24 protein-coding genes are annotated in these 27,000 nt (G+C 76.5%); 19 read left to right on the top strand and 5 right to left on the bottom strand.

The genetic code is table 11. The features are described from left to right. The first annotated feature begins 253 nt into the window (after positions 1-253). From ACRYR8_RS02075 to ACRYR8_RS02040, 8 genes are all read left to right on the top strand, one after another. Positions 254-967 carry a redox-sensing transcriptional repressor Rex gene (locus ACRYR8_RS02075; RefSeq protein ID WP_432482481.1) on the top strand — a complete coding sequence of 238 codons (714 nt, stop codon included), beginning with the start codon at positions 254-256 and terminating at the stop codon, positions 965-967. Between the two features lie 5 nt (positions 968-972). Beyond that, positions 973-2,298, top strand: a complete 1,326-nt coding sequence (locus tag ACRYR8_RS02070; protein WP_432482480.1) for a glutamyl-tRNA reductase — start codon at positions 973-975, stop codon at positions 2,296-2,298. Then, positions 2,295-3,326 carry a hydroxymethylbilane synthase gene (gene hemC, locus ACRYR8_RS02065; RefSeq protein WP_432482413.1) on the top strand — a complete coding sequence of 344 codons (1,032 nt, stop codon included), beginning with the start codon at positions 2,295-2,297 and terminating at the stop codon, positions 3,324-3,326. Before ACRYR8_RS02070 ends, hemC begins: the two co-directional genes overlap by 4 nt. Further along, positions 3,323-5,104: a bifunctional uroporphyrinogen-III C-methyltransferase/uroporphyrinogen-III synthase gene (locus tag ACRYR8_RS02060; protein ID WP_432482412.1), complete on the top strand. Its 1,782-nt coding sequence runs from the start codon at positions 3,323-3,325 to the stop codon at positions 5,102-5,104. Before hemC ends, ACRYR8_RS02060 begins: the two co-directional genes overlap by 4 nt. Beyond that, positions 5,101-6,111, top strand: a complete 1,011-nt coding sequence (gene hemB, locus ACRYR8_RS02055) for a porphobilinogen synthase (protein ID WP_432482411.1) — start codon at positions 5,101-5,103, stop codon at positions 6,109-6,111. The genes ACRYR8_RS02060 and hemB overlap by 4 nt, the downstream gene beginning before the upstream one ends. Positions 6,112-6,384: 273 nt before the next feature. After that, positions 6,385-7,536 carry a glycosyltransferase family 4 protein gene (locus tag ACRYR8_RS02050; protein WP_432482410.1) on the top strand — a complete coding sequence of 384 codons (1,152 nt, stop codon included), beginning with the start codon at positions 6,385-6,387 and terminating at the stop codon, positions 7,534-7,536. Then, positions 7,533-9,626, top strand: a complete 2,094-nt coding sequence (locus ACRYR8_RS02045) for an amylo-alpha-1,6-glucosidase (protein ID WP_432482409.1) — start codon at positions 7,533-7,535, stop codon at positions 9,624-9,626. The genes ACRYR8_RS02050 and ACRYR8_RS02045 overlap by 4 nt, the downstream gene beginning before the upstream one ends. Before the next feature lie 172 nt (positions 9,627-9,798). Beyond that, the gene (locus ACRYR8_RS02040) at positions 9,799-10,977 is read left to right on the top strand and encodes an aldose epimerase family protein (RefSeq protein WP_432482408.1); all 1,179 of its coding nucleotides are present in this window, start codon (positions 9,799-9,801) and stop codon (positions 10,975-10,977) included. A gap of 108 nt (positions 10,978-11,085) precedes the next feature. Here the strand turns inward: ACRYR8_RS02040 and ACRYR8_RS02035 are convergent, their stop codons facing one another. Beyond that, entirely contained in the window at positions 11,086-11,712 is a 627-nt protein-coding gene (locus ACRYR8_RS02035) for a TetR/AcrR family transcriptional regulator (RefSeq protein ID WP_432482407.1), read from the bottom strand. Positions 11,713-11,916: 204 nt separating this feature from the next. Between ACRYR8_RS02035 and ACRYR8_RS02030 the strand changes: the two genes are divergently transcribed. The 3 genes from ACRYR8_RS02030 to ACRYR8_RS02020 all read left to right on the top strand — a co-directional run bounded on the left by ACRYR8_RS02030 (position 11,917) and on the right by ACRYR8_RS02020 (position 15,980). Beyond that, positions 11,917-12,816, top strand: coding sequence for a poly(ethylene terephthalate) hydrolase family protein (locus tag ACRYR8_RS02030; protein WP_432482406.1), 900 nt, complete (start codon positions 11,917-11,919; stop codon positions 12,814-12,816). Between the two features lie 122 nt (positions 12,817-12,938). Next, positions 12,939-13,931 carry an LLM class flavin-dependent oxidoreductase gene (locus ACRYR8_RS02025; protein WP_432482405.1) on the top strand — a complete coding sequence of 331 codons (993 nt, stop codon included), beginning with the start codon at positions 12,939-12,941 and terminating at the stop codon, positions 13,929-13,931. A gap of 141 nt (positions 13,932-14,072) precedes the next feature. After that, positions 14,073-15,980, top strand: a complete 1,908-nt coding sequence (locus tag ACRYR8_RS02020; protein ID WP_432482404.1) for a phosphatase PAP2 family protein — start codon at positions 14,073-14,075, stop codon at positions 15,978-15,980. Positions 15,981-16,089: 109 nt separating this feature from the next. Here ACRYR8_RS02020 and ACRYR8_RS02015 read toward each other — a convergent pair whose 3' ends face one another. Continuing rightward, a complete protein-coding gene (locus tag ACRYR8_RS02015) occupies positions 16,090-17,133 on the bottom strand; it encodes an NAD(P)-dependent alcohol dehydrogenase (protein ID WP_432482403.1) in 1,044 nt (347 codons plus the stop codon). Between the two features lie 134 nt (positions 17,134-17,267). Here ACRYR8_RS02015 and ACRYR8_RS02010 point away from each other — a divergent pair, with 134 nt between their 5' ends. The 8 genes from ACRYR8_RS02010 (at position 17,268) to ACRYR8_RS01975 (ending at position 25,336) form a co-directional block, all read left to right on the top strand. Next, positions 17,268-18,692, top strand: a complete 1,425-nt coding sequence (locus tag ACRYR8_RS02010) for a sensor domain-containing phosphodiesterase (protein WP_432482402.1) — start codon at positions 17,268-17,270, stop codon at positions 18,690-18,692. A gap of 48 nt (positions 18,693-18,740) precedes the next feature. After that, a complete protein-coding gene (gene hemL / locus ACRYR8_RS02005) occupies positions 18,741-20,099 on the top strand; it encodes a glutamate-1-semialdehyde 2,1-aminomutase (RefSeq protein ID WP_432482401.1) in 1,359 nt (452 codons plus the stop codon). A gap of 104 nt (positions 20,100-20,203) precedes the next feature. Next, positions 20,204-20,830 (top strand): histidine phosphatase family protein, encoded by a 627-nt coding sequence (locus tag ACRYR8_RS02000; protein ID WP_432482479.1) that lies wholly within the window; start codon positions 20,204-20,206, stop codon positions 20,828-20,830. Next, the gene (locus ACRYR8_RS01995; protein WP_432482400.1) at positions 20,830-21,498 is read left to right on the top strand and encodes a TlpA family protein disulfide reductase; all 669 of its coding nucleotides are present in this window, start codon (positions 20,830-20,832) and stop codon (positions 21,496-21,498) included. Before ACRYR8_RS02000 ends, ACRYR8_RS01995 begins: the two co-directional genes overlap by 1 nt. After that, positions 21,495-22,241: a cytochrome c biogenesis CcdA family protein gene (locus ACRYR8_RS01990; protein WP_432482399.1), complete on the top strand. Its 747-nt coding sequence runs from the start codon at positions 21,495-21,497 to the stop codon at positions 22,239-22,241. The genes ACRYR8_RS01995 and ACRYR8_RS01990 overlap by 4 nt, the downstream gene beginning before the upstream one ends. A gap of 5 nt (positions 22,242-22,246) precedes the next feature. Next, on the top strand, positions 22,247-24,037 hold the full coding sequence (gene resB / locus ACRYR8_RS01985; protein ID WP_432482398.1) for a cytochrome c biogenesis protein ResB: 1,791 nt from the start codon (positions 22,247-22,249) through the stop codon (positions 24,035-24,037). Beyond that, entirely contained in the window at positions 24,034-25,029 is a 996-nt protein-coding gene (gene ccsB, locus ACRYR8_RS01980; RefSeq protein WP_432482397.1) for a c-type cytochrome biogenesis protein CcsB, read from the top strand. The genes resB and ccsB overlap by 4 nt, the downstream gene beginning before the upstream one ends. Before the next feature lies 1 nt (position 25,030). Then, the gene (locus ACRYR8_RS01975) at positions 25,031-25,336 is read left to right on the top strand and encodes a DUF4229 domain-containing protein (protein ID WP_432482396.1); all 306 of its coding nucleotides are present in this window, start codon (positions 25,031-25,033) and stop codon (positions 25,334-25,336) included. Between the two features lie 45 nt (positions 25,337-25,381). Here the strand turns inward: ACRYR8_RS01975 and ACRYR8_RS01970 are convergent, their stop codons facing one another. From ACRYR8_RS01970 to ACRYR8_RS01960, 3 genes are all read right to left on the bottom strand, one after another. Next, a complete protein-coding gene (locus tag ACRYR8_RS01970; RefSeq protein WP_432482395.1) occupies positions 25,382-25,666 on the bottom strand; it encodes a hypothetical protein in 285 nt (94 codons plus the stop codon). Between the two features lie 46 nt (positions 25,667-25,712). Further along, positions 25,713-26,633 (bottom strand): 1,4-dihydroxy-2-naphthoate polyprenyltransferase, encoded by a 921-nt coding sequence (locus tag ACRYR8_RS01965; protein WP_432482394.1) that lies wholly within the window; start codon positions 26,631-26,633, stop codon positions 25,713-25,715. Between the two features lie 89 nt (positions 26,634-26,722). Continuing rightward, positions 26,723-26,989: a PLDc N-terminal domain-containing protein gene (locus ACRYR8_RS01960; RefSeq protein WP_432482393.1), complete on the bottom strand. Its 267-nt coding sequence runs from the start codon at positions 26,987-26,989 to the stop codon at positions 26,723-26,725. Positions 26,990-27,000: the final 11 nt, after the last annotated feature.

Below are 27,000 nucleotides of genomic sequence, written 5' to 3'. Positions count from 1 at the left end.
GCGCGACAGACACGGCGCGACTTTGTGCGCGCGTTCACAAACGCCTACTCTGCTGGGGGCGCCGCTGAGGCGGCGTCCCCGGCCCGACGGGCCGGTGAACGGGCCGGCGGCACGCCGGCGAGCACGTACGAGGGTGCCGGGTCTGACCGCAGTGGACGAGGACGACGTGAGCAGCGCGCACCGCGACGGCACGCACGTCGCCGAGGCTTCCCCCCGCCACCCCGGTGGCCCGGCGGCGGTCCCCGAGGCGACGGTGGCCCGCCTCCCGCAGTACCTGCGCGCCCTGGCCGCGCTCGCCGAGGCGGGCTCGCGCACGGTGTCCTCCGAGGCGCTCGCGGAGGCCGCCGGGGTCGGCTCGGCCAAGCTGCGCAAGGACCTGTCCCACCTGGGCAGCTACGGCACCCGCGGCGTCGGCTACGACGTCGCCGAGCTGCACCGCCACATCGCCGACCGGCTCGGCCAGGCGGCCAGCTGGCGCGTCGTCATCGTGGGCGTGGGCAACCTCGGCCACGCCCTCGCCGGTTACAGCGGCTTCGCCTCGCGCGGGTTCACCGTCGTCGGCCTGTTCGACGACGACCCCGCGGTGGTCGGCCAGGTCGTCGGCGGCCTGCGCGTGCGCCCGCTCGGCGACCTCGAGCAGGTGCTCGGCGAGCCGGCCTCCGCGATCGCCGTGCTGGCCGTCCCCGCCCGGCACGCGCAGGCGGTGTGCGACCGCCTCGTCGCGGCCGGTGCCCGCAGCATCCTGAACTTCGCCCCGACCGTGCTGCGCGTCCCCGAGGGCGTGGACGTGCGCAAGGTCGACCTGGCCTCGGAGCTGCAGATCCTCGCCTTCCACGCCCAGCGGCGGGCCGCTGCCGAGCCCGCCGCCCCCCGTCCCAGCGCCGCGAGCCCGCGCGGCGCCGCCGGCGCGAGCGCCGGACCGTTGCTGCCGCACGCGCTGCGCCGCGTCGAGGAGGTCGTCCAGTGACCCTCATGGTCGTGGGCCTGTCCCACCGCACCGCCGCCCTGGAGGTGCTCGAGCGGGCTTCCTTCGACGACACCGCCGCCGCCGAGGCCGTGTCGGCGCTGACGGCCTCCCCGCACGTGGAGGAGGCGTTCGTGCTGTCCACCTGCAACCGGGTGGAGGTCTACACCGACGTCACCCGCTTCCACGGCGGCGTGGCCGCCGTGGGCGAGACCCTGGCCCGGCGCATCGGCGTCCCGCTGGACGAGCTGGGCGACCAGCTCTACGTCCACTACGAGGACGCCGGCGTGGAGCACCTGTTCCGGGTGGCGTGCGGCCTGGACTCCATGGCGGTCGGCGAGGCGCAGATCCTCGGCCAGCTGCGCGCCGCCCTGCGCGACCTGCACGAGACCGACCGCGGCGGCGGCGTCCTGGACCGCCTGCTGCAGACGGCGCTGCGGGTGGGCAAGCGCGCCCACTCCGAGACGTCGCTGGACGCCGCGGGCGCCTCCCTGGTCGACGCGGCGCTGGCCCGCGCCCGGGACGTCGTGGGGCCGCTGGCGGGCCGGCGGGCGCTGGTCGTGGGCGCCGGCGCCATGAGCGCGCTGGTGGCGACCACCGTGGGCCGCGCCGGTCTGGACGTCGTGGTCGCCAACCGCACCGCCGAGCGCGCCCAGCGCCTGGCCGCCGCGGTCGGCGGGCGCGCCACCGGGCTGGACGCGCTGCGCGCGGAGGTCGCCGCCGCCGACGTGGTGGTCAGCTGCACCGGCGCGGTGGGGCACGTGCTGGACGTGGCGGTCGTGGCCAGCGCCCTGCTGGACCGCCCGCACCGGCCCCTGCTGCTGGCCGACCTGGCGCTGCCGCGCGACATCGACCCCGACGTCGCGACGCTGCCGGGCGCGCACCTGGTGGACCTGGAGGGTCTGGGCGCCGACCTGGCCGGCAGCGCGGTCGCCGACGACCTGCGGGCGGTGCGCACCATCGTCGCCGAGGAGGTGGCGGCGTACGCGGCGTCGCTGCGCGCGGCGGACGTGGCACCCACCGTGGTGGCGCTGCGCGCCCAGGCGCGGCACGTGGTGGACACGGAGATGCGCCGCCTGACCGGCCGCGTCGAGCTGGACGACACCACCCGCGCCGAGGTGGACCGCGCGGTGCACCGCATCGTGGAGAAGCTGCTGCACACCCCGACGGTGCGCGTGAAGGAGCTGGCGGAGGCGCCGGGCGGGGTGGGTTACGCCGCGGCGCTGCGCGCCCTGTTCGACCTCGAGGTCGGCGGTGCCGCCCGCGGTGGCCCGCGGGTGGTGGACGGGCCGCTGTCCGGGACCGTCGCCGAGGCCGTCGGGAGGCTGTCGTGACGCGCCCGCTCCGGCTGGGCACGCGGCGCAGCGCGCTGGCCACCACCCAGAGCGGCTGGGTCGCCGACGCGCTGCGCGAGCGCGGCGCGGACGTGGAGCTCGTGGAGATCACCACGCACGGCGACGTCGACCGCGCGCCGCTGGCCGTCATCGGCGGCACCGGCGTGTTCGTCTCGGCGCTGCGCGAGGCGCTGCTGGCGGACGAGGTGGACCTGGCGGTGCACTCGCTCAAGGACCTGCCGACCGCCGCCGCCGACGGCCTGGCCCTGGTCGCGGTGCCGCAGCGGGAGGACCCGCGCGACGTCCTGGTCGCCGCCGGCGGGCGCGGCCTGGCGCAGCTGCCGGCGGGCGCGCGGGTCGGCACGGGCTCGCCGCGCCGGCGGGCGCTGCTGCTGGACGCCCGCCCGGACCTGGACGTGGTCGCGGTGCGCGGCAACGTCGACACCCGCCTGCGGATGGTGTCCTCCGGCGAGCTGGACGCCGTGGTGCTGGCCGCCGCGGGCCTGGCCCGGCTGGGCCGGCTGGCCGAGGCCACCGAGCTGCTGGGGGCGGGCGCGTTCGTGCCCGCGCCCGGCCAGGGTGCGCTGGCGGTGGAGTGCCGCGCCGACGACGCGGAGGTGCTGGCCGCCGCCGGTGCGCTCGACTCCCCGGCCGACCGCCTGGCGGTGCTGGCCGAGCGGCAGCTGCTGAGCAGCCTGGAGGCCGGCTGCTCCGCGCCGGTGGGCGCCCACGCCCGCTTCGAGGCCGGCGCGCTGCACCTGTCGGTCGCGGTGCAGGGCCCGGACGGGCTCGTGCGCCGCGTGGTCACCGGTGCCGCCGCCGGCGCCGACGCGGCCCGCGCGCTCGGCGCCCGCACGGCCGCCGACCTGCTGGCGGGCCCGCTGGCCGGTGCGGCCGGCGCCCTGGACCCCCTCGCGGTGCCCGCCGCGATCCCCCGACCTCCCGCCGCCGCCGGTGGCGACGCGCGGGAGCACACCCCGGACCGAGCCACGGCCGGTCCACGTCCCGACCCGGAGAGTGGCTCGTGAGCACGACGACGAACAGCCCGGTCCTGGAGACCACCGAGACCGCGCCGGCCGCCGGCGCCGGTCCGGAGGTCGCCGGTCCCGAGGCCAGCGGTTCCGAGGTCACCGTCCTGACCGGACGGGCCCCCGCCCGCCCCCGGCGGGCGCAGGCGCCGGCCGCCGGTTCCACCGAGGGCTCCGCGCCGGCGGGCGCGTCCCGCCGGCTGGGCCACGTCTCGTTCGTGGGTGCCGGCCCCGGCGACCCGGGCCTGCTGACGCTGCGCGCGGTGGAGCTGCTGGCCGCCGCCGACGTCGTGGTGCTGGACGCCGGCGCGCGCGAGGACGTCGTCGCCCGGCACGCCCGCGACGGCGTGCAGGTCGTCGACGCCGCCTTCGCCGGCGACGGCGAGCCGACCACCCGCGCCGCGCGCGCCAAGCTCGTGGTGAAGGCCGCCCGTTCCGGCGGGCGCGTGGTGCGCCTCATGGACGGCGACCCGTCCACGTTCAGCGGCCTCGTCGAGGAGATCGCCGCCTGCCGCAAGGCCGGTGTCGCCTTCGACGTGGTGCCGGGCGTGTCCGCGGTGAGCGCCGTCCCCGCCTACGCGGGGGTGCCGATGACCGCCCCGGGCACCACGAGCGTCAACGTGGTGCACCCGGCGGGGCGCAGCGTGGACTGGTCCCGGCACGCCGGTGCCGACTCCACCGTCGTGGTGCTGGGCACCGGCGACGACATCGCCGCGGCGGCCGTGGGCCTGCTGGCGGCCGGCCGCGCGCCGTCCACGCCGGTGGCGCTGACCTCCCACGGCACGACGACCACCCAGTCGACGACCACGACGACGCTGGGTGAGCTGGAGCCGATCGCCACCGCCATCGACGGCTCGCCCACGACGGCCGTGGTGGGCGACGTGGTGAGCCTGCGCGAGCAGGCGTCCTGGTACGAGACGAAGCCGCTGTTCGGCTGGCGGGTGCTGGTGCCGCGCACCAAGGAGCAGGCGGGCGGCGTCACGGCGCTGCTGGCCGAGCACGGCGCCACCGCCGACGTCGTCCCGACGATCTCGGTGGAACCGCCCCGCACCCCGCAGCAGATGGAGAAGGCCGTCAAGGGCCTGGTGACCGGCCGCTACGAGTGGATCGGGTTCACCTCCGTCAACGCGGTGCGGGCGGTGCGGGAGAAGTTCGCCGAGTACGGTCTGGACGCGCGCGCGTTCAGCGGCCTGAAGGTCGCCGCGGTCGGCGGGGTCACGGCGGACGCGCTGCGCGAGTGGGGCATCGAGCCGGACCTGCTGCCGGAGGGCGAGCAGTCCGCGACGGGCCTGCTGGCGTCGTGGCCGCCGTACGACGAGGTCCTGGACCCGATCGACCGGGTGTTCCTGCCGCGCGCGGACATCGCCACCGACACCCTCGTGGCGGGCCTGCAGGAGAACGGCTGGGAGGTCGACGACGTCACCGCGTACCGCACGGTGCGCGCCGCCCCGCCGGCCGCGCCGGTGCGCGAGGCCATCAAGTCGGGCGCGTTCGACGCGGTCGTGTTCACCTCCAGCTCCACGGTGCGCAACCTCGTGGGCATCGCCGGCAAGCCGCACCCCTCCACGGTGGTGGCGTGCATCGGGCCGGCGACCGCGAAGACCGCCGAGGAGCACGGCCTGCGGGTGGACGTGCTGGCCGCCGAGCCCAGCGCTGCCTCGCTCGTCGAGGCGCTGGCCGCCTACGGGGAGGGCCTGCGGGCGGCGGCCGAGGAGGCCGGCGAGCCGGTGCTGCGCCCCAGCCAGAAGAAGTCCTCCGCGCGCCGGCGGAGCCGGTGAGCGGCCTGGAGCCGAGCCGGCGGCGGGTGCCGGCGCTGCCGGTGCGCCCGCGCCGGCTGCGCGCCACCCCGGGGGTGCGTCGGCTGGTGACGGACGTGCACCTGCACCCCTCCGACCTGGTGCTGCCGGTGTTCGTGCGCGAGGGCGCCGCCGAGCCGCAGCCGATCCGCACCCTGCCGGGCGTCGTGCAGCACACCCGCGCCTCCCTGGTGGCCACGGCGAGGGAGGCCGTGGCCTCCGGCCTGGGCGGCATCATGCTGTTCGGCGTGCCCGCGTCGCGCGACGCGGTGGGCTCGGGCGCCGACGACCCCGACGGGATCCTCAACGTCGCCCTGGCGGACGTGCGCGAGGCGGTCGGCGACGAGCTCGTCGTCATGGCCGACCTGTGCCTGGACGAGTTCACCGACCACGGCCACTGCGGCGTGCTCGACGAGCGCGGCCGCGTGGACAACGACGCGACCCTGGACCGCTACGCGTCCATGGCGCTGGCGCAGGCCGCGGCGGGCGCGCACCTGCTGGGGCCCAGCGGCATGATGGACGGCCAGGTCGGGCACCTGCGCGCGGTGCTGGACGACGCCGGCCGCGAGGACGTGGCGATGCTCGCGTACGCGGTGAAGTACGCCAGCGCGTTCTACGGCCCGTTCCGCGAGGCCGTGGACTCGCAGCTCACGGGGGACCGGCGCACCTACCAGCAGGACCCGGCCGCGAACGTCGCCGAGGCGCTGCGCGAGCTGCGCCTGGACCTGGACGAGGGCGCGGACCTGGTGATGGTGAAGCCGGGCCTGCCGTACCTGGACGTGCTGCGCGCGGTCGCGGACGTCGCCGACGTCCCGGTGGCGAGCTACCAGGTCTCCGGCGAGTACGCGATGGTCGAGTTCGCCGCGCAGGCCGGCGCGATCGACCGCGAGCGGGTGGCGCTGGAGTCGCTGCTGGCGCTGCGCCGCGGCGGCGCGCAGGTGGTCCTGACGTACTGGGCGCTGGAGGCCGCGCAGCGCTGGCTGGGCTGAGGCCCCTCCGGGCGAGAACGACGCCGCGCGTCCCCACCGGGGACGCGCGGCGTCGTCGTTCCCGCGGCGCACCTCTTGGCACTCGGCGCCCCGGAGTGCTAATAGATGGGGCAGCGCGGTGCGCCGCCCGCCAGGGCGCCGCACCGGTGCGCGACCCTCCCCGCCGCGCGGCGTGGCGCGGCAGCCCCGAGCTGCGGCGCCGCACCCCGCGGTGCCGTCAGCGACCCACCCGGGCAGCCGCGTGCTGCCCCGAGCCCGTCGCTGGAGGACAACGTGACCGTCTCCGACGCTCCGCCGATCCCGCGTCCCGCCCGTGCACCGCGCGACACCCTGCGCATCGCGGTGGTCGCCCCGCCCTGGTTCGAGCTGCCGCCGCGCGGGTACGGCGGCATCGAGTCCGTCGTCGCCGATCTCGTCGACTCCCTCGCGGAGCGCGGGCACGAGGTGACGCTCGTGGGTTCCGGTCACCACCGCACCCGCGCCGCCCGCTTCGTGCGGGTGTTCGACGAACCCCCGTCCGAGCGCCTGGGGACCCCGGCGCCGGAGGTGATCCACGCCGCCGCCGCCGGTGCCGCCCTGGCCGACCTGGACGTGGACGTCGTGCACGACCACAGCCTCGCCGGGCCGTTGCTGGCGCGCGGGCGCCGCGTGCCCACCGTCGTGACGATGCACGGTCCCGTCGACGGCGAGCAGGGCGAGTACTTCGCCGCCCTGGGCGACAGCGTCGACGTCGTCGCCATCTCCGACGCGCAGCGTCGCCTGAACCCCGGCATCAACTGGGTGGGGCGCGTGCACAACGCGATCGACGTGTCGAGCTTCCCGTTCCGGGCCGACAAGGACGACCACGTCCTGTGGCTGGGCAGGTTCAGCCCCGACAAGGGTCCCCACCTGGCGATCGACGCCGCGCGCGCCGCAGGCCTGCGCATCGTGCTGGCGGGCAAGCGCAGCGAGCCGGCCGAGCGGGAGTTCTTCGAGCGGGAGGTCCGCCCGCGGCTGGGCCGCGACGCGGAGTACGTCGGCGAGGCCGACGCGGCCCTGAAGCGGGAACTGCTCGCGAGCGCCCGTGCGCTGGCGTTCCCGATCCAGTGGGAGGAACCCTTCGGCATGGTGATGATCGAGGCGATGGCCTGCGGCACACCGGTCGTGGCGCTGCCGCGCGGCAGCGTCCCGGAGGTCGTCGACCACGGCCGCAGCGGGCTGGTGGTGCGCGACCTCGCCGACTTCCCCGCCGCCCTGTCGCTGGCCGCCGACCTGGACCCGGCCGCCTGCCGCCGGCACGCTGAGCGGAACTTCGACCTGCCGGTGATGGCCGCCGGGTACGAGCAGCTGTTCCGCGCGATCGTCGAGGGGCAGCGCAGCGTGCGGGCCCTGACCGGACCGCGCCCGTCGCTGCGCCGGCTGCGGGAGCGGGGGGTGTCGGCGTGATCGGCGCGACGGGAACCCCGCAGGACCTCACCCCGGCCTCGCCCGGCGGTGACGTCACCCTCGTCGAGGGCGCTTCGTTCTGCGTGAGCGACAGCACCGGGGACATGCGCCCGGACCGCCCGCACGGGGTGTTCTTCCAGGACACCCGCGTGGTGTCCGGCTGGCAGCTGCTGCTGGACGACGAGCCGCTGCAGCCGCTGAGCGTGGCCGTCCCCGAGCCGTTCTCCGCGGTGTTCACCACGCGCGCCGCGCCGCGGCCGGGCCAGGCCGACGCCACGCTCGTCGTGCAGCGGCGGCGCATGGCCGCCGACGGGCTGCGCGAGGACGTCGTGGTGCGCAACCACGGCACCGAACCGGCCGGCATCACCCTGCACCTGTCGGTGGAGGCCGACTTCGCCGACCTCTTCGACGTCAAGGAGGGGCGGGTGGCCCGCCGCGCGCCCGTGCAGCGCAGCGGTCAGGGCGAGGACCTGGTGCTGGGGGTGGCGCGCGGCGGCCGCAGGCGCGGCGTGCGCGTGCACGGGCAGGGCGCCACCGCGCTGCCCGGCGCCCTCGTGTGGCGCGTGGTGGTCCCCGCGCACGGGGAGTGGTCCACCACGGTGGAGGTGCTGCCCTCCACCGAGGACGGGGAGGTCGGCACGTCGTTCCCGCTGGACCGGCCGGTGGAGGCCGCCGCCCCCGCGCGGCGCATGCGGGACCGGCGCCGCGCCAGCCCGGACGTGGAGTGTGAGGACCCGGTGCTGGCGCAGGCGCTGCAGCGCAGCGTGCTGGACCTGGGGGCGCTGCGGATCGCCGACCCGCGCCGGCCGGGCGCCGACGTGGTGGCCGCCGGGGCGCCGTGGTTCATGGCGCTGTTCGGCCGCGACTCGCTGCTGACGAGCTGGCTGGCGCTGCCGTTCGACCCCGGTCTGGCGCTGGGGACCCTGCAGACCCTCGCCGACCACCAGGGCCGTCGCGTCGACCCGATGAGCGAGGAGGAACCCGGGCGGATCCTGCACGAGGTGCGGCTCGGGGTGGACGCCGACCGCGCGCTGGGCGGCAGCAGCGTGTACTACGGCAGCGTCGACGCCACCCCGCTGTTCGTCGTCGTCCTCGACGAGGTGGCCCGCTGGGGGGCGCCGCTGGAGGAGGTGCGGGCGCTGCTGCCGGCGGCGGACCGGGCGCTGGAGTGGGTCGAGCGGTACGGCGACCTGGACGGCGACGGTTTCGTGGAGTACCGGCGCAAGACGGACCGGGGTCTGCTGAACCAGGGCTGGAAGGACTCCTCCGACTCGATCTCCTTCTCCGACGGGCGGCTCGCCGAGGGGCCGATCGCCCTCGTGGAGGTCCAGGCGTACGTGTACGCGGCGCTCACCGCCCGCGCGCACCTGGCGTCCCTGGTGGGCGACGAGGCCGGCGCGCGCGGCTGGGAGGAGAAGGCGGAACGGTTCCGCCGCGCCGTCGACGAGGCGTTCTGGATGCCCGGGCGGGGGTGCTACGCCCTGGCCCTGGACGGCCGCAAGGAGCAGGTGGACGCACTGGCCTCGAACCAGGGCCACTGCCTGTGGGCGGGCCTGCCGGACCCCGACAAGGCCGCGCAGGTCGCGCAGCACCTGCTGTCCCCGGCGATGTTCAGCGGCTGGGGGATCCGGACCCTGGCGTCGACGGAGGCGCGCTACAACCCGGTCAGCTACCACAACGGCTCGGTGTGGCCGCACGACAACGCCCTGGCCGTGGCGGGTCTGGTCCGCTACGGGCACGTGGAGGCGGCGCAGCGGGTCGCGACCGGGCTGCTCGCGGCGAGCGCCTCCACGGGGGGTCGCCTTCCGGAGCTGTTCTGCGGTTTCGACCGCGCCGAGTCGCCGGTCCCGGTGCCGTACCCGACGTCCTGCTCGCCGCAGGCGTGGGCGGCGGCGACGCCGATCGGCCTGCTGACGGCGCTGCTGCGCTTGCGGGTGTGCGCCCCGCACGGCCGGGTCGAGAGCGATCCGGTGCTGCCGGCGTCGTGGGGCGGAGTTCGGGTGTCGGGCCTGGCGGCGGGGGAGGAGCGCATCGACGTGGACGGCGACGGGCTGCGCCCCGTGCGGGAACCGGCGGCCAGCGCCGGGTGAACCCGTGCGCCGGTGCGGTCCGGCCCGGACCGCACCGGCGCGCCGGCCGGCGCCTCGGCACGGGCCGGTCACGGTGTGCGTTGACAACGTTGCAGAAGGCCCCCTAGTTTCCCGAGCGCCACCGCAGCGGCGCCGCCGCTGCCCGAGCGAGGATGCTCAGACAGGGGACCACATGCCTTCTCCGACCTTCACCCGACGCAGCGTCGTGCTCGCCGCCACCGCGGCGGGGGCGCTGGCGGGCACCGCGGCCGGTGCCACCGGCGCGGCTGCCGCCCCCCTCCGGCGCCCCGGCATCTCCACTGAGGCGTGGGGGAACCTGCCCGACGGCACCGCCGTCGAGCGGTACACCCTCGTCAACGGCGAGGTGACCGTGCGGGTCCTCACGTACGGCGGGATCGTCCAGAGCCTGGAGTTCCCCGACGAGCAGGGGAACGTCGAGAACGTCGTCCTCGGGTTCGACGACCTCGAGGGCTACCTGGCGGGGAACAACCCCGGCCCGTACTTCGGTGCGCTCATCGGCCGCTACGGCAACCGCATCGCCGGCGGGAGGTTCACCCTCGACGGCGTCGAGCACCAGCTCCCGCTGAACAACGGCCCGAACTCCCTGCACGGCGGCGACGACTCGTTCGACAAGCGGGTGTGGGACGCGGAGGCGCTGCCCGGCGACCAGGTCGTGGGCCTGCGCCTGACCCTCGTCAGCCCCGACGGCGACCAGGGCTACCCCGGCACGCTCACCGCCGAGGTCACCTACACCCTGGACCGCTTCGCGCAGCTCACGGTGGACTACTTCGCCACCACCGACGCCGCCACCGTCGTGAACCTGACGAACCACACGTACTGGAACCTCCGGGGCGAGGGCACCGGGACGATCTACGAGCACGAGCTGACGATCCACGCCGACGCCTACACGCCCGTGGACGCCACCCTGATCCCCACCGGTGAGATCGCCCCCGTGGCGGGGACCCCGATGGACTTCCGCGACCCCACCGCCGTGGGTGCGCGCATCCGCCAGCCGTTCCAGCAGATCCTGTTCGGGCAGGGCTACGACCACAACTGGGTGCTGGACCGCGCCACCGCCGACGAGCTGGAGGAGGCGGCGACCCTGCACGACCCGGCGAGCGGCCGCACCCTGACGATCTCCACGACCGAGCCGGGCCTGCAGTTCTACTCCGGCAACTTCCTCGACGGCACCCTGGTGGGCACGTCGGGTTCGGTGTACCGGCAGGGCGACGGGCTGGCGCTGGAGACCCAGCACTTCCCCGACTCGCCGAACCAGCCGACGTTCCCCTCCACGGTGCTGCGCCCCGGTGAGGAGTACCGCAGCACGACGGTGTTCGCGCTCTCGCGCTGACCCCACCCCTCCGCGGCGGCCGCCCCCCGGCCGCCGCGGAGGCCCTCGAGGGCCCCTCGGCGACGGTGCGGTCGCGCGGCGGGCCGCCCCCGCGCGCTCATCAGGGCCTCAGGGGGAGCTGCGCGCCAGCCGCAGCTCCACGCCGCGCACGAACTCCTCGAAGGCCGCCTCCACCCGTGCGGCGTCACCGGTGACGAACCGGTCCAGGACGAGCCCGCGCATGGTCCCCAGGACCAGCGTGGCCAGCGCGCCGGCCTCCTGCGGCGGGCAGCCCTCGCGCACCAGCCCGGCCTCGAGCATCCCGGTGCGCTGCCGCACCGAGCGGCGCACCGCGCCGGCGAGCGCCTCGTCGTGCAGCGCGTCCCCGGTGACCGCGAGGAACAGCCGCACGTACTGCTCGCCGCGCCCGGTGGTCGCGTGCCGCCACAGAGCCCGCAGCGGGCCGCCCTCGGGCTCGCCCGCCGGTGCGCCGTCCAGGAGTTCCGGGGCGGTGAAGGCGCGGTCCAGGACCCGTTCGACGATCTCGGCGACGAGGCGCTCGCGGGTGCCGAAGTGGTGCAGCAGCGCGGCGTGTCCCACGCCGGCGCTCTCGGCGACGCGGCGCAGCGACAGCCGGTCCAGGCCGTGCTGCAGGACGTGCTCGGTGGCGGCCTGCAGGAGCTCCTCGCGGCGGTGCTGGTAGCGCAGGCGCCGCCCGTCGACGCGCTCCGGTCCGTCGTCCCGCGCTCCTGCCACGTCGCGAGGGTAGCCGCGTGCGCGGGGTGCGCGACGCCTCCCCGGGGATTGCTTGACCGAGTGGTCAAACTATGACTAGCTTGTGCCTCGCCAGGGGGTCGGACCCCCGGTGCGGTGCGCGGCACGAGGACGCGCCGGCCACCGCGCGGTCGTCCCGCCCGCCGGCGCCACCTCCCCGACGCACGCCCTCAGGAGAGCACTGCGATGTCGAGCACCCCCACCTCCCCGTCCCGGCGCCGGTCCGCCCGCGGGTTCCGCGCCTCCCTGGCCGCTGCCGCCGTCGCCCTGCCGTTCCTGGCCGGCGCGGCACCCGCGCAGGCGGCGGACAACCCGTACGAGCGCGGGCCCGCGCCGACGAACGCCAGCGTCGAGGCCTCGCGCGGCTCCTTCGCCGTCTCGCAGACCCGCGTCTCCAGCTTCAGCGTCCGCGGCTTCGGCGGCGGGACCATCTACTACCCGACCACGACGAGCGCCGGCACGTTCGGTGGCGTGGTCGTCGCGCCCGGCTACACGGCGACCCGGTCCAGCATGGCCTGGTACGGCCCCCGCCTGGCCTCGCAGGGTTTCGTGGTGTTCACCATCGACACGAACTCCCGCTACGACCAGCCCTCCTCGCGCGGTGAGCAGATCCAGGCCGCGCTGGACTACCTGACGGACAGCAGCAGCGTCCGCTCCCGCGTCGACGCCGACCGCCTGGCCGTCATGGGCCACTCCATGGGCGGCGGCGGCAGCCTGGAGGCGGTCAAGGACAACCCCGCCATCCAGGCCGCGATCCCGCTGACGCCGTGGAACACCGACAAGACCTGGTACGAGGTGAGCACCCCCACCCTGATCATCGGGGCCGAGGACGACACCGTCGCGCCCGTCCGCTCGCACTCCGAGCCGTTCTACGACACCATCCCGTCCAGCACGGACAAGGCGTACCTGGAGCTGCGCGGCGCCAGCCACCTCGCCCCGAACACCTCCGACACCACGATCGCGAAGTACAGCATCAGCTGGCTCAAGCGCTACGTGGACGACGACACCCGCTACACGCAGTTCCTGTGCCCGGCGCCCACCGTCAGCCTGGCGATCAGCGAGTACCGCAGCACCAACTGCTCCTGAGGAGCCTCGCGCCCACCCCGGCGCGGGCGGCGGGAATGCCCCGCCCGCGCCGGCGGTTGCTCCGGGCGAGCGTCACCCCGAGCGGGGTGGCGCACCGTGCCGCCGTGCGAGAGGTCGTCCCCATGCCCGTTCCGCTGTCCGTCCTCGACCTGGCCCACATCGGCCCCGGGCAGAGCGCGGGCGAGAGCATCGCGGGCAGCGTCGCGCTGGCGCAGCAGGCCGAGCGGTACGGGTACCGGCGCGTCTGGTACGCCGAGCACCACAGCATGCCGACGATCGCCTCGTCCGCGCCGGCGGTGCTCATCGCCCACGTCGCCGCGCACACCAGCACCATCCGCCTCGGTGCCGGTGGCGTCATGCTCCCGAACCACTCCCCGCTGACCATCGCCGAGCAGTTCGGCACGCTGGACGCGGTGCACCCCGGCCGCATCGACCTCGGCCTGGGCCGCGCGCCCGGTTCGGACGAGCGCACCACGTACGCGCTGCGCCGCGACCCGTCCTCCGCCGAGAGCTTCCCGCAGGACGTGCAGGAGCTGCGCGCGTACCTCGCCGGCGAGTCCCGCGTCCCGGGCGTGCAGGCCGTCCCCGGCGCCGGTTCCCGCGTCCCCCTGTTCATCCTGGGTTCCTCGCTGTTCGGCGCGAAGCTCGCCGCGGCCCTGGGCCTGCCCTACGCGTTCGCCTCCCACTTCGCGCCGCAGGCGCTCGAGGCCGCGGTGGCCACCTACCGGCGCGAGTTCCGCCCCTCGGAGGACCTGGACGCCCCGCACGTCATCGCCGGGGTCAACGTCGTCGCCGCCGACACCACCGAGCAGGCGCAGCGGACGTTCGAGCACGTGCGCCGCACGTTCGCGCAGTCCCTGTTCGGGCGCGGGCGCACGTTCACCGAGGCCGAGGTGGACGCGCTGATGTCCTCCGCCGCCGGGATGCACGTGCAGCAGATGCTGTCCTGCTCGGCGGTGGGGACCCCCGCGCAGGTGCGCGAGCAGATCGAGGAGTTCCGCCGCCGCGCCGACGCCGACGAGCTCATCGTCGCCCACCAGGCCCGCGACACCGAGGAGCGGCTGCGCTCGGCGGCGCTGCTCGCCGAGGCCGTGGAGCTCGCACCGGCCGCCTGAGCCCACCCGCCGGCGGGTGGACTGTTCGCCCGCCGGTCACCCGGGGTTCGCCCCGCGGGAACCCGGCCCCAGCAGGCTGCGCTCCCGCCGGCGGATGACTGCCGGCGCTCCCAGCCGCCCCGGAGGCAGCCCGTGCCCGCAGTGCCCGCAGTGCCCCGCCCCGTCAGCCGGCGGAACGTCCTGACCCTGGCCCTGGCCGGTTCCGCCGCGTTCCTGGCGCCCGCCGGCCGGCTGCAGCCGGCGTTCGCCGGGACCGCACCCACCGGTGCCGTGCTGCCGTTCGTCGAGCACTACACGACCAACGTCGCCGGGAACACCACGCCCTGGACGAACGCCGCGGTGCGGATCCTGTCGGGTTTCGGGGAGCTGTGGGAGACCGGCCCCACCTGGGACACCGGGCGCGTCCTGGACCACGCGGTGCTGCGCGCCAACGTCCGGCACGTCGTGGACGTCACGCACGCGCGCACCGACGAGGAGGCGAAGGTCGCGTTCGTCCGCGACCGCCAGCACCAGAGCTACGCCGTCACCGCCGGCCTCGGCCCGCTGGCGGAGCTGTACCGCGAAGGGGCCCGGGCCGTCACCGGCATCACCGAGGGCCCCGACGGCACCCCGCCCGAGAAGGTCAGCGACGAGCTGCCCGCCGACGCCCCCGAGGGGTCGGCGCTGGGTGCCGGCTCGGTGACCTCCGAGCTGGGCTTCGTGGCCCAGCTGGTGAACGCGGTGCGCGGCCCGAACGCCTCCAGCAACCCCAGCAAGGAGGCGTTCCAGTACCCGCGCCCGTGGCGCCTGAACGCCGACAGCGAGGTCGTCCCGACGGGGGGGACGGACGAGTTCGGCTACCCCGTGTACGTCTCCGACGTCGTGGTGGCCCCCCAGCTGCTGCGCCAGCGCGGTGAGGACCCCGCCGAGGACGGCGGGTTCCCCAGCGGCCACACCAACGCGTTCCACCTGGCCGCCCTCGCCCTGGCCCACGCGGTGCCCGAGCGGTTCCAGGAACTCGTCGTCTGCGCGCTCGAGCTGTCCGACAGCCGCATCGTCACGGGAATGCACTCGCCCCTGGACGTCATCGGGGGCCGCGTCCTCGCCACCGCCCTGGCCGCGGCGGCGCTGCACGACCCCGCCAACGCGGTGCTGAAGGAGGCCGCCCGCGAGCAGGCGGCGGCGTACCTGCAGGCGCGCACCGGCACCGACGCGTCCGGCCTGATCGAGTTCGCGCGCTCCGGCGACGGGCAGGACCCGTGGAGCGACCGCGCGGCGAACCGCGAGGCCGTGCAGCGGTACCTCACGTACGGGTTCCACCGCACCGGCCCGCGCACGCCGATGGTCGTGCCGCAGGGCGCCGAGGTGCTCCTGGAGACCCGGCTGCCCTACCTCAGCGCCGCGCAGCGCCGGGAGGTCCTGCGCACCACCGCCCTGCCCGCCGGGTACCCGGTGCTGGACAGCCCGGAGCTGTGGGGCCGCCTGGACCTGTTCACCGCCGCCGACGGCTACGGCCGCTTCGACACCAGCGTGGCCGTCGACATGGACGCCGCCGCGGGCGGTTTCTCCGCGGCCGACGCGTGGCGCAACGACATCGCGGGGCGCGGCGACCTCGTCAAGCGCGGCTCCGGGGAGCTGACCCTCGCGGGGGAGAACTCCTTCACCGGCGGCACCCGCGTGGCCGGCGGCGCGCTCGTCGCGGCCTCGGGCGGCGCCCTGGGCCGCGGGGACGTCACCGTCGCCGCCGGTGCCCTGCGGGTGAGCGCCCCCGGCGGTGCGCGGGTGTGCGGCGCCTACTCCCAGGCCGCCGGCGCGGTCCTGGACGTGGCGCCCGCCGCGGGCGGCGGCGTCCCGCTGCAGGTGCGGGGCACCGCGACCCTCGACGACGGCGCCCTCCTGCGGATCGACCCCGCGGCCGCCGGCGGCTGGTCCGTCGGCGAGGAGCGCCCGGTGCTGGGCGCGCGCCGCGTGCGGGGGAGCTCCGCCGGGGTGGAGGTCGTCGGCGGCGGCCGCGCCGAGCTGGTCCGGACCCGCGACGGCGTCTCCGTCCGCCTGCTCGCCGCCGCCTGACCCGGGCCCCGCCCCACCCCCACCCCACCCCTGCGACCCCCGCCGTGGTCGGGGGAGCGGCGACCTCCCCGACCACCGCGGGTGCCGCAGGGGCGGGGGAGGGCGGGGTTCAGCCCAGGGGCGGCACGATCACCGCGCGGCCGTCGAGCGTCCCGGCGTGCAGCGCCTCGTACGCCTGCGGCGCGTCGCTGAGCGAGAACGTCTGCGTGTGCACGTCCAGCACACCGCGGTGCGCCAGCTCGATCAGCTCGTGCAGCTCCCCGCGGGTGCCCCAGTAGGGCGCGCTGACGGACGTGGCGAACGGGGTGCGGAAGAACCCCACGCCGGCGACGCCCCCGCCGATGCCGACGATCGTGACGTCCCCGTCCACGGCGGCCACCGCCAGCGCCGTGTCCACGGTGGGCTGGGCGCCCACGAAGTCCAGGACGAGTTCCGCGCCCCGCCCGCCGGTCATCTCCCGCACCGCCTGCGCGGCGGAGGCGTCGGAGGTCACGACGTCGTCGGCGCCCACCGAGCGGGCCAGTTGCAGCTTTCGCTCGCTGACGTCCAGCGCCACCACGCGGGCGGGCGACAGGTGCTTCAGGAGCTGGATGCCGACGTGGCCGAGACCGCCGGCGCCGATGACGACGGCGGTGGATCCCGGCACCAGCTTCGCCAGCGAGCGCTTGATCGCGTGGTACGGGGTCAGGCCCGCGTCGGTCAGCGGGACCGTGGAGACCGGGTCCAGGTCGCCGATGGGGACCAGGTGCCGGGGCGAGTCCACCAGCAGGTGCTCGGCGATCGCCCCGGGCGCGCCCAGGCCCGGCGGGACGATGCCCAGCTCCGCCGCGCGCGGGCAGTAGTTCTCCCTGCCCCGGGCGCAGGTGCGGCAGGTGCCGCACCCCCACGGCCCGTACACGACGACGTTCGTGCCGATCTCCAGACCCTGCACGCCCGCGCCGACCGCGGCGACCCGGCCGGCGCCCTCGTGCCCCAGCGTCAGCGGCAGGCCGTAGGTGTACTGCTCGGCGGGCAGGCCCATCACGAAGGCGTCGGAGTGGCACACGCCCGCGGCGGTCACCTCCAGCAGGACCTGCCCCGGCCCCGGTTCGGGCGTGGGCACCTCCACGACCTCCGGTGCCCGGCCGATCTCGCGGTACTGCAGTGCTCGCACGTCCTGCCTCCTCCCGGGGCCGGGACCGTCCCGGCACCCACCCCACCCTCGTCCCTCCCGGCCCGTCCCGCACGGGTCGGGAGTCCCGTCCGCGGTCACCGTGCGCGACCGTCGGGGCCCAGCCGGGTGAAGAGGTGCCCGCCGCGCTGGAGGAGGTGATCCCCCGCTCCGATCACCACCTCGTGACCACCGCCCCGCCCCACCCCCACGAGAGCGACCGGCTCGCCTCCGTGTCCAGCTACCGCTGCGCGGAGTCCGTGGGCGACCCCGCCCTGCAGGCGCTGGTCGAGGCGGCCGCCCGCTCCCTGGGCACGCCGGTGGCGGGCCTGACCCTCATGGGCGAGACCGAGCAGCAGCTCCTCGCCCGGGTGGGCGTGCCGGCGCAGGCGCTGCCCCGGCACCTGTCGCTGTGCACGCACACCGTCTCCGGCGCCCGGCCCGTCGTGGTGGGCGACACCCGCGCCGACACCCGCTTCGCCGACCACCCGCTCGTCGCGGGGGAGCAGCGGGTGCGCGCCTACGCGGGCGTGCCGGTCTTCGGGCGCGACGGGCTGCCCGTGGGCTCGCTGTGCGTGGTGGACGTGCGCACCCGCGACTTCGGCGCCGCCGACGTCGCCCTCCTGGAGCAGCTGGCGCGCGCCGCGGCGGGCCTGCTGGAGCTGCACCGCCACGACGCGGGCGCGGGGCTGGCCGGCCGCGACGTCCTCGCCGAGAGCCTGCGGCTGCGCCGCGCCGTCGAGGACGGCGAGCTGCGCGTGCACTACCAGCCGGTCGTGGACCTGCGCACCGGGCGGGTGGCCGCGGTGGAGGCGCTGGTGCGCTGGCAGCACCCCGCCGAGGGGCTGCTGCCCCCGGGCCGGTTCGTGCCGGTGGCCGAGGCCAGCGACCTCGTCGTCGCGCTGGGTCGCCACGTCCTCACCGAGGCGTGCCGGCAGGTGGCCGCCTGGCGCGCGGCGGGACCGGCCACCGCGGGCCTGCGCCTGGCCGTGAACGCGTCCGGCCGCCAGCTCGCCGAGCCCGGCGTGGTGGGCGCCGTGCAGCACGCCCTGTCCGCCGCCGGGCTGCCCGCGGACGCCCTGACCCTGGAGCTGACCGAGACGGCCCTCGTGCACGGCGCCGACGTGCAGCCCGCGCTGCGGCGGCTGCGCGGGACCGGGGTGCGCCTGGCCCTGGACGACTTCGGCACCGGCTACTCCTCGCTGGCGTATCTGCGCGACTTCCCCGTGGACGAGGTGAAGGTCGACCGCTGCTTCACCGCGGGCCTGGGCACCTCGGCCCGCAGCGGCACCATCACCGCCGCCTCCGTCGACCTCGCCCACGAGCTGGGCTGCGAGGTCGTCGTGGAGGGCGTGGAGCACGCCGGGCAGCTGGCGCACGTCGCAGCCCTGGGCGCCCGCTACGCCCAGGGCTACCTGCTGGCCCCGCCCCGCGCCGCCGGCGAGTGCGACCTGACCGCCACCTGGCCGGTGCACGTGGGCACCGCCCGCAGCGCCTGCGCCGCGGCGGCGCGCCACCCGCGCGGCCCCGTCCGTGAACTTCATCACGACGCAGCGTCGTAGACACCCCTGCGGCGCTCGCACCCCGCGGAGCTTGCGACACTGGAGCCCGTGACCGCGTCGACGCCCACCCCGGCGACCCCCGACCGCACCTCCGACGCCCCGGCCTCCGCCGCCCTGTTCGAGCGGGCGAGCGCCGTGGTCCCCGGCGGGGTGAACTCGCCCGTGCGGGCCTTCCGCGCCGTGGGCGGCACCCCCCGCTTCGTGGCCTCCGCGCGCGGGCCGTACCTGCGCGACGCCGACGGCACCGAGCTGGTGGACCTGCTGTGCTCGTGGGGCCCCATGATCCTCGGGCACGCCCACCCCGACGTCCTGGCCGCCGTGCACGCCGCCGCCGAGCACGGCTTCAGCTACGGCACCCCCACCGAGCGGGAGGTCGAGCTGGCCGAGGAGATCGCCGCCCGGGTCGAGCCCGTCGAGCAGGTGCGCCTGGTCAGCTCCGGCACCGAGGCGACGATGAGCGCGATCCGCCTGGCGCGCGGCTTCACCGGCCGCCCCGTCGTGGTGAAGTTCGCCGGGCACTACCACGGGCACGTCGACGCGCTGCTGGCCTCCGCCGGCTCCGGCCTGGCCACGTTCGCGCTGCCCGACACCCCCGGCGTCACCGGCGCCTCCGCCGCCGACACCCTCGTCCTGCCCTACAACGACCCGCAGGCGCTCGCGGAGGTGTTCGCCCGGCACGGCGAGCGCATCGCGTGCGTCATCACCGAGGCCGCCGCCGGCAACATGGGCGTGGTGCCGCCCGCGCCCGGCTTCACCGCCGAGCTGCGCCGGCTGACCCGCGAGCACGGCGCCCTGCTGGTCTCCGACGAGGTCATGACCGGCTTCCGCGTCAGCAGCGCCGGCTGGTACGGGTACGAGGGCCTGGGGCCGGAGCACGCCCCGGACCTGCTGACCTTCGGCAAGGTCATGGGCGGCGGCTTCCCCGCGGCCGCGTTCGGCGGGCGCGCCGACGTCATGGCCCACCTCGCCCCCGCCGGCCCCGTCTACCAGGCGGGCACCCTGTCCGGGAACCCGGTCGCGACCGCCGCCGGCCTGGCCACGCTGCGCGCCTGCACCGCCGAGGTGTACGCGGCGGTCGAGCGCAACGCCCGCACCGTGCGCGAGGCCGCGAGCGCGGCGCTGTCGGCCGCCGGCGTGCCGCACCTGGTGAACACCGCCGGCAGCATGTTCAGCGTCTTCTTCACGCAGCTGGACGCGGTGCGCGACTACGACGACGCCCGGCAGCAGGACCTCGGCGCGTTCCGCGCCTTCTTCCACGCGATGCTCTCGCGCGGCGTGCACCTGCCGCCCAGCGCGTTCGAGGCCTGGTTCCTGTCCGCCGCCCACGACGAGGAGGCGCTCGGGCGCGTCCTGGACGCCCTGCCGCACGCGGCGCGCGCCGCCGCCGAGGGGGCCGGGTCGCTGTGAGCGTTCCCCCCGTCACCGGCTCCGGCGTCGAGCCCGGGCCGCGCACCGAGCCCGGCGACGAGCCCCGCGCCCACGGTGCGGGTGCCCCCGGCGGCGTCCGCACCGTGGTGCACCTCGTGCGGCACGGGGAGGTCCACAACCCCGAGCGCCTGCTGTACGGCCGGCTGCCCGGGTACCGGCTGTCCGAGCGCGGGCAGGCGATGGCCGCGCGCCTGGCCCTGCACTTCTCCACCCGCGACGTCGCCTCCGTCACGGCCTCGCCGCTGCAGCGCGCGCAGGAGACGGCCACCCCCGTCGCCGAGGCGTTCGGGCTGCCGCTGGGCACCGAGCCGCGGATCATCGAGGCCGGCAACAGCTTCGAGGGCCGCCGCGTCACCACCGGGACCGGCTCGATCCGCGACCCGCGGGTGTGGCCGCGGCTGTGGAACCCGCTGCGGCCCAGCTGGGGCGAGCCGTACGAGGAGCAGGCCGCCCGGATGGTCGCCACCGTGCGCGACGCGCGCGACGCCTTCCCCGGCCGCGAGTCCGTCCTGGTCAGCCACCAGCTGCCGGTGTGGGTGACGCGGCTGCGCGCCGAGCACCGCCCCCTGTGGCACGACCCCCGCAAGCGGCAGTGCGCGCTGGGCTCGGTGACGTCGCTCGAGTTCGCCGGGCGCCGCCTGGTGTCGGTGACGTACAGCGAGCCGTGCGCCGACCTGCTCGTGGGCGCCGACCCGGTGCCGGGCGCCTGATGGGCGCCGCCCCCGCGCACCCCGTGCGCCTCCCGCACGCCCTCCGCCGCCGGCGTGCGCTCGCGGCGGTGCTGCTCGCCGCGGCCACCGTGTCCGCCTGCGGCGGCGACGGCGACGGCCTGCCCGATGCGCAGGGCCAGAACTGGATCGCGGGCGACGGCACCGTCGCGCAGACCCCGCCCGGCGAGCGCGGCGAGCCGATCACCTTCACCGGCGAGACGATCGACGGCGGCACGATCGACCTGGCGGAGCTGCGCGGGCAGATCGTCCTGCTCAACACCTGGTTCGCGGCCTGCGGCCCCTGCCGCGAGGAGGCCGACGACCTGCAGCAGGTGTGGGAGGAGTACTCCCAGCGCGGCGTGCAGTTCGTGGGGATCAACACCTACGACACCGCCGCCGTCGCCGAGTCCTTCAACCGCAGCCACGGCATCACCTACCCCAGCGTCCTGGACGCCGCCTCCGGCGAGGCCGTGCTCGCGCTGCGCGGCGTCGCCCCGCAGGCGACGCCCACCACGATCGTGCTGGACACCGAGGGCCGGGTCGCGGCCCGCGTGTCCGGGCCGGCGGACGCCACCACCTTCGCCGGCCTGCTCGACGACGCCGGTGCCGCGCCCGCCCCGGCCGAGGGGGCGGCGCCGGACCCGGCCGGCACGGCGGCGGCGGCGTGACCGGCGACCTGCAGCAGGCCGTCGCGGTCGGCCCGCTGCTGCTGGCGGTGCCGCTGGCGGCGCTCGCCGGGCTGGTCTCCTTCCTCTCGCCGTGCGTGCTGCCGCTCGTGCCGGGGTTCCTCGGCTACGTCACCGGCCTGTCCGGCGAGGACCTGGCCCGCCAGCGGCGCGGGCGGATGGTGGCCGGGGCGGTGCTGTTCGTCCTGGGGTTCTCCGTGGTGTTCGTCCTGGTGAACTTCACCGTCGGCAGCCTCGGGGACGCCCTCGTGGAGCACCGGGTCCCGCTGCAGCGCGTCCTCGGCGTGCTCGTCGTCGGGCTCGGCGCGCTGGTGATCGCCGCACCGCTGTGGGCGCAGCGCGAGCTGAAGCCGCGCTGGCGCCCGCGCGCCGGGCTGCTCGGCGCACCGCTGCTGGGCGTCGTCTTCAGCCTCGGGTGGACGCCCTGCATCGGGCCCATCTTCGCCGCCATCACCGCCCTGAGCTGGCAGAGCGGCGGTGCCGGGCGCGCCACCGGCCTGGCCGTCGCCTACTGCCTGGGCCTGGGGCTGCCGTTCGTCCTCGTCGCCCTGGGGTACGAGCGGGGGGTGCGCGCGCTCGGCGTGCTGCGCCGGCACACCCGCGCCGTGAACGTCTTCGGCGGGGTGCTGCTCGTCGTGGTGGGCCTGCTGCTCGTCACGGACGGCTTCAACGTGGTCCTGGGCTGGCTGCGCGGGCCCATCGGGAACTTCGAGACGGTGATCTGAGGCTCATGGCCGGCACGGACGAGACGCACCTGGACGACCTGCGCGACGAGTACCGCGACGCGCAGCCGCCCGCCGCGCCCGCCGCCCGCGCGCGCCGGGACCGGCCGGCGGCCCCGCAGGCGGCGCCGCTGACCCCGCTGGAGTTCGCCCGCTACTGCTGGCGGCAGCTGACCAGCATGCGCACCGCGCTGTTCCTGCTGATGCTGCTGGCCGTCGCCGCCGTGCCGGGCTCCACGTTCCCGCAGGAGAACAACGACCCCGCCGGCGTGGCGCAGTGGGTGGCCGACCACCCCACCGCCGGGCCCTGGGTGGAGCGCCTGCAGGGCTTCAGCGTGTACTCCTCGGTCTGGTTCTCGGCGATCTACCTGCTGCTGTTCATCTCCCTCATCGGCTGCGTCGTGCCGCGGGTGGCCGTGCACGCCCGGGCGCTGCGCTCGAAGCCGCCGCGCACCCCCGCCCGGCTCGAGCGGCTGCCCGAGCACCGCGAGGCCCACCTCGACGCGGGCCCGCAGCAGGTGCTCGACGCCGCCCGCACCGTCCTGCGCGGCCGCCGGTTCCGCGTCGAGGTGCGCCCGGACGGCCCGGACCCCGCGCACGGTGGCTCGGTGGCCGCCGAGCGCGGCCACCACCGCGAGACCGGCAACCTGCTGTTCCACCTGTCCCTGCTGGGGCTGCTGATCGCGGTGGCGTCCAGCTCGCTGTTCTCCTACTCCGGCCAGCGCCTGGTCGTGGAGGGCGGGACGGCGGTCGGCACCACCTTCGACAGCTTCTCCAGCGGCGTCGGCTCCGACGTGGGCGACGTGCCGCCGTTCTCGCTGCGGCTGAACTCCATGGACGTCGCCTTCGAGGCGCAGCAGACCTCCAAGATCGGCGAGCCGCGCCGGTTCGCCGCCGACGTCACGATCACCGACGCCCCCGGCGAGGAGCCGCGCGAGGAGACCATCCGGGTCAACCACCCCGCCAAGGTCGACGGCACCCAGATCTCGCTGTCGGGGAACGGCTACGCCCCCGTCATCGTCGTGCGCGACGGGCAGGGGAACGTCGTGCAGGACGGCGCGACGCCGTTCCTGCCGCAGACCGGCAACTACGACTCCACCGGCGTGGTGAAGGTGCCCGACGCCGTGGACGCCGACGGCGACCCCGTGCAGATCGGCCTGTCGGGGGTCTTCCTGCCCTCGGCGACCGTCGACGCCACCGGCTCGCCGGTCTCCGGCTTCCCCGACCTGGCCAACCCGGTCCTGGTCATGCAGGCCTACACCGGCGACCTGGGCCTGGACGACGGCGTGCCGCAGAACGTCTACGAACTCGCCGACGAGGGCCTGACCCAGGTCCTCGACGAGGAGGGGCGCCCCTTCGCGATCCGGCTGCGCCCCGGGGAGACCGTGGAGCTGCCCGACGGGCTGGGGACGGTGTCGCTGGAGGGCGTGCAGCGCTACGCCTCCTTCGACGTGCGCTCCACGCCCGGGCAGAGCGCCGCGCTGGTGTTCTCCCTGCTGGGCACCACCGGGCTGGTCCTGTCGCTGTTCCTGCCGCGCCGGCGCCTGTGGGTGCGGGTGGCCCCGGCCGCCGGCGGTGGGGGCAGCCGCGTGCAGGTCGCCGGCCTGGCGCGCGGCGACGACGCCGGCCTGGCCTTCGAGGTGGACGGCGCGCTGGAGCGGCTGCGCACGGCGGTCGGGGCGCCCGAGCCGTCGCCGCCGCCCGCCGCGGTGGGCGACGATGGGCACGAGCACCAGCGCGACGACGATCGCGACGAGCGCGAGGCGCGGGCAGGGGCCCGCGCGGAGGAGGGACGATGACCGTCGACCAGAGCGTCGCGCAGGTCGGCAACCTGCTGCTGTACTCGGCGATGACGGCCTACCTGGGGTCGTTCATCGCCTACGCGGCCGACCTGGCCGAGGGCGGCAAGGAGATCAAGGCCCGGGAGGGCCGCCGTGCCGCCGCCACCGCCGCCGGGGGTGGGGCCGGGGCCGTCCTGACGAAGCCGTCCGCGCCGCCGCACCGCCGTCGTCGCGCCGCGGCCGTGGGCACGTCGCTGTTCGCGGCGGCGGCGCTGCTGCACCTGGGCTCGGTGGTGGCCCGCGCCGTCTCGGTGCACCGGGTGCCGTGGGGCAACATGTTCGAGTTCGCGCTCACCGGTTCCCTGGTGGTCGCGGTCGGCTACCTCGTGGCCGTCGTGCGGGCCTCCCGCGCGGGCCTGGGCGGTGGCCGCGACGCCCGCTACCTGGGCACGTTCGTCGCCGGGCCCGTCCTGGCCACGCTCGGCATCGCGCTGCGCAGCTTCTACGTCGAGGCGTCCCAGCTCGTGCCGGCCCTCGACAGCGTCTGGCTGATCATCCACGTCTTCGTGGCCATCCTCGCCACCGCGCTGTCCACGCTGGGTTTCTCCGCGACCGTGCTGCAGCTGACCCAGGAGAAGCGCGACCGCGTCCGGGCCGCCGGCAAGCACCCCGGCGGTGCCTTCATGGACGCCCTGCCCGGCGCGGTGGAGCTGGAGCGCACCGCGTTCCGGCTCAACGCGGTGGCCTTCGTGATGTGGACGTTCACCCTCATCGCCGGCGCGGTGTGGGCGCAGGTGGCCTGGAACCGCTACTGGAACTGGGACTCCAAGGAGGTGTGGACGTTCATCATCTGGGTCGTCTACGCCTGCTACCTGCACGCCCGCGCCACGCGCGGCTGGGACGGGCGCCGTGCCGCGTGGCTGTCGGTCCTCGGCTTCGCGTGCATGCTGTTCAACTACCTCGTGGTGAACATCTTCTTCCCCGGCCTGCACTCGTACGCGGGGGTGTGACGTGGGTCCTGCGCTGAAGTACACCGTGATGCGGCTGGGCATCTTCGTGCTCTGCCTGGTCGTCCTGAGCGCCCTGGGCGCGCGCGGCTGGCTGGCCCTGGCCGTGGCCGCCGTGCTGTCGGTCCTGCTGTCGCTGCTGCTGCTGCGGCGCCAGCGCGAGGAGATGGCCGCGCGGCTGCAGCAGCGCGTCGAGGGACGCCTGCAGGGCGAGCAGCAGCGCCGCCCCGGGGCGACGTCCGCCCGGGCGAAGTCCCGCTTCGCCCGGGGCGTGGAGGCCGACAACGCCGCGGAGGACGACCCCCGCTGAGGCCGCCCCGCCCTTCCCGCGGGAGCACCGCGGCACGGGGCGGGGTCAGTGCAGCGGCAGGTTCGGCAGCAGCTCCGGGTGCTGGCGGTCCAGCTCGCGCAGGTCCACCACCCGCGGCACCGCCGGCGTCTCCCCGGCCGCCTCGGCCTCGTCGGCCGCCCGCACCAGCACCTCCAGCACCCGGCGCACCAGCACCGGCTCCTCCGCCGTCGTGGCGCCCGCCTTCGCCAGGACCTCCTCGTCGCACGTCACCACGTGCTCCGAGCTCGCGCCCCGGGCCGTCGTCAGCGTCGCCGCGTAGCGGTGCTCCCCGTCTGCCTGAACGTCCACCGCACCCATGCGGCGCACCATGGCAGACGGCGCGGCGGGCCGCTCGTCAGAGCGCCAGGCCCACGGCCAGCAGCGCCCCGACGGCCAGTTCCAGCAGGCCCGTGTCCTTCAGCACCGGGATCAGGTCGCGGCCCGCCGCACCGCCCAGGACCGTGCGCAGCGGCCGCAGCGCCAGCGGCGCGGCCAGCAGCACCAGCAGCGACCACGGGTGCCACGGGGCGGTCACCAGCGCCGCGGCGAACCCCCCGGCGACCAGCGCGGCGAACAGCGGGCGGCTGCGGTGCTCCCCGATGCGCACGGCCAGGGTGCGCTTGCCCGCCACCGCGTCGGTGGGCACGTCGCGCAGGTTGTTCGCCACGAGGATCGCGCACGCCAGGAAACCCACGCAGAACGCCCCGGCCACCGCCTCGCCGCCCACCCGGTCGGCCTGCACGTACGTGGTGCCCAGCACCGCGACCAGGCCGAAGAAGACGAAGACGAAGACCTCGCCCAGCCCCGCGTACCCGTAGGGGCGCTCGCCGCCCGTGTAGTACCAGGCCGCCGCCACCGACGCCGCGCCCACCAGCAGCAGCCACCAGTGCTCCGACAGGGCCACCACCGCCAGCCCGGCCAGCGCCGCCACGGCGAAGCAGGCGAACGCCGCGTCGCGCACCGTGCGCGGCTCGGCGGCGCCGGAACCCACCAGCCGGAACGGGCCCACCCGGTCGGTGTCGGTGCCGCGCACGCCGTCGGAGTAGTCGTTGGCGTAGTTGACGCCCACCTGCAGCGCCAGGGCCACCACGAGCGCCAGCGCGGCCGGCACCCACGACACCCCGCCCGCGGCGGCCGCGGCGCCCGTGCCGACCAGCACGGGGGTCAGCGCCGCCGGCAGCGTGCGCGGGCGGGCCGCCGACACCCACTGCGCGGCGGTCGGGTGGTGCGGCGCCGGCGAGGCGGAGGACGGCAGGGGTTCGGCGGGGTCGGGCACGACCGTCCATGGTGCCAACCGCCTGCGGCGCCCACCGCCGCGGGTCCCGGGGTCGGCTCGGGTGCCGGGTCCGGGGGGGGGGGGGGGGGTCAGATACCGCGCAGGAAGTCCTCGTCGTCGTCGGGCCCCTTGGGCCCGGGGCGCCGGCCCGGGGGCGTGCGGCGCCCGGGGACGCCCGCGACCGGCCGGCCGGCGAGCAGGTAGGCCGCGGCCCCGAGCAGGGGGAGGAACAGCACCGCCAGCAGCCAGCCCCAGCGCGGCAGGGCCCGGACCTCGCCGGCGTCGGCCTGGGCGATGCTCACGACGCAGTAGACGGTCAGGCCCAGGGCGAGGAGCACCGGCAGGACGCTGCGCACCGTCGCACACC

The organism is Kineococcus esterisolvens, from assembly GCF_050871405.1.
Lineage (GTDB): Bacteria > Actinomycetota > Actinomycetes > Actinomycetales > Kineococcaceae > Kineococcus.
This window is presented reverse-complemented; position numbering and strand designations above follow the sequence as displayed.

Excerpts from the sequence above, each read along its gene's own strand:
- ACRYR8_RS02070 (WP_432482480.1), top strand. The coding sequence starts at position 973 with ATGGTCGTGGGCCTGTCCCACCGCACCGCCGCCCTGGAGGTGCTCGAG.
- ACRYR8_RS02040 (WP_432482408.1), top strand. The coding sequence starts at position 9,799 with ATGCCTTCTCCGACCTTCACCCGACGCAGCGTCGTGCTCGCCGCCACC.
- ACRYR8_RS02030 (WP_432482406.1), top strand. The coding sequence starts at position 11,917 with ATGTCGAGCACCCCCACCTCCCCGTCCCGGCGCCGGTCCGCCCGCGGG.
- ACRYR8_RS02025 (WP_432482405.1), top strand. The coding sequence starts at position 12,939 with ATGCCCGTTCCGCTGTCCGTCCTCGACCTGGCCCACATCGGCCCCGGG.
- ACRYR8_RS01995 (WP_432482400.1), top strand. The coding sequence starts at position 20,830 with ATGGGCGCCGCCCCCGCGCACCCCGTGCGCCTCCCGCACGCCCTCCGC.
- resB (WP_432482398.1), top strand. The coding sequence starts at position 22,247 with ATGGCCGGCACGGACGAGACGCACCTGGACGACCTGCGCGACGAGTAC.
- ccsB (WP_432482397.1), top strand. The coding sequence starts at position 24,034 with ATGACCGTCGACCAGAGCGTCGCGCAGGTCGGCAACCTGCTGCTGTAC.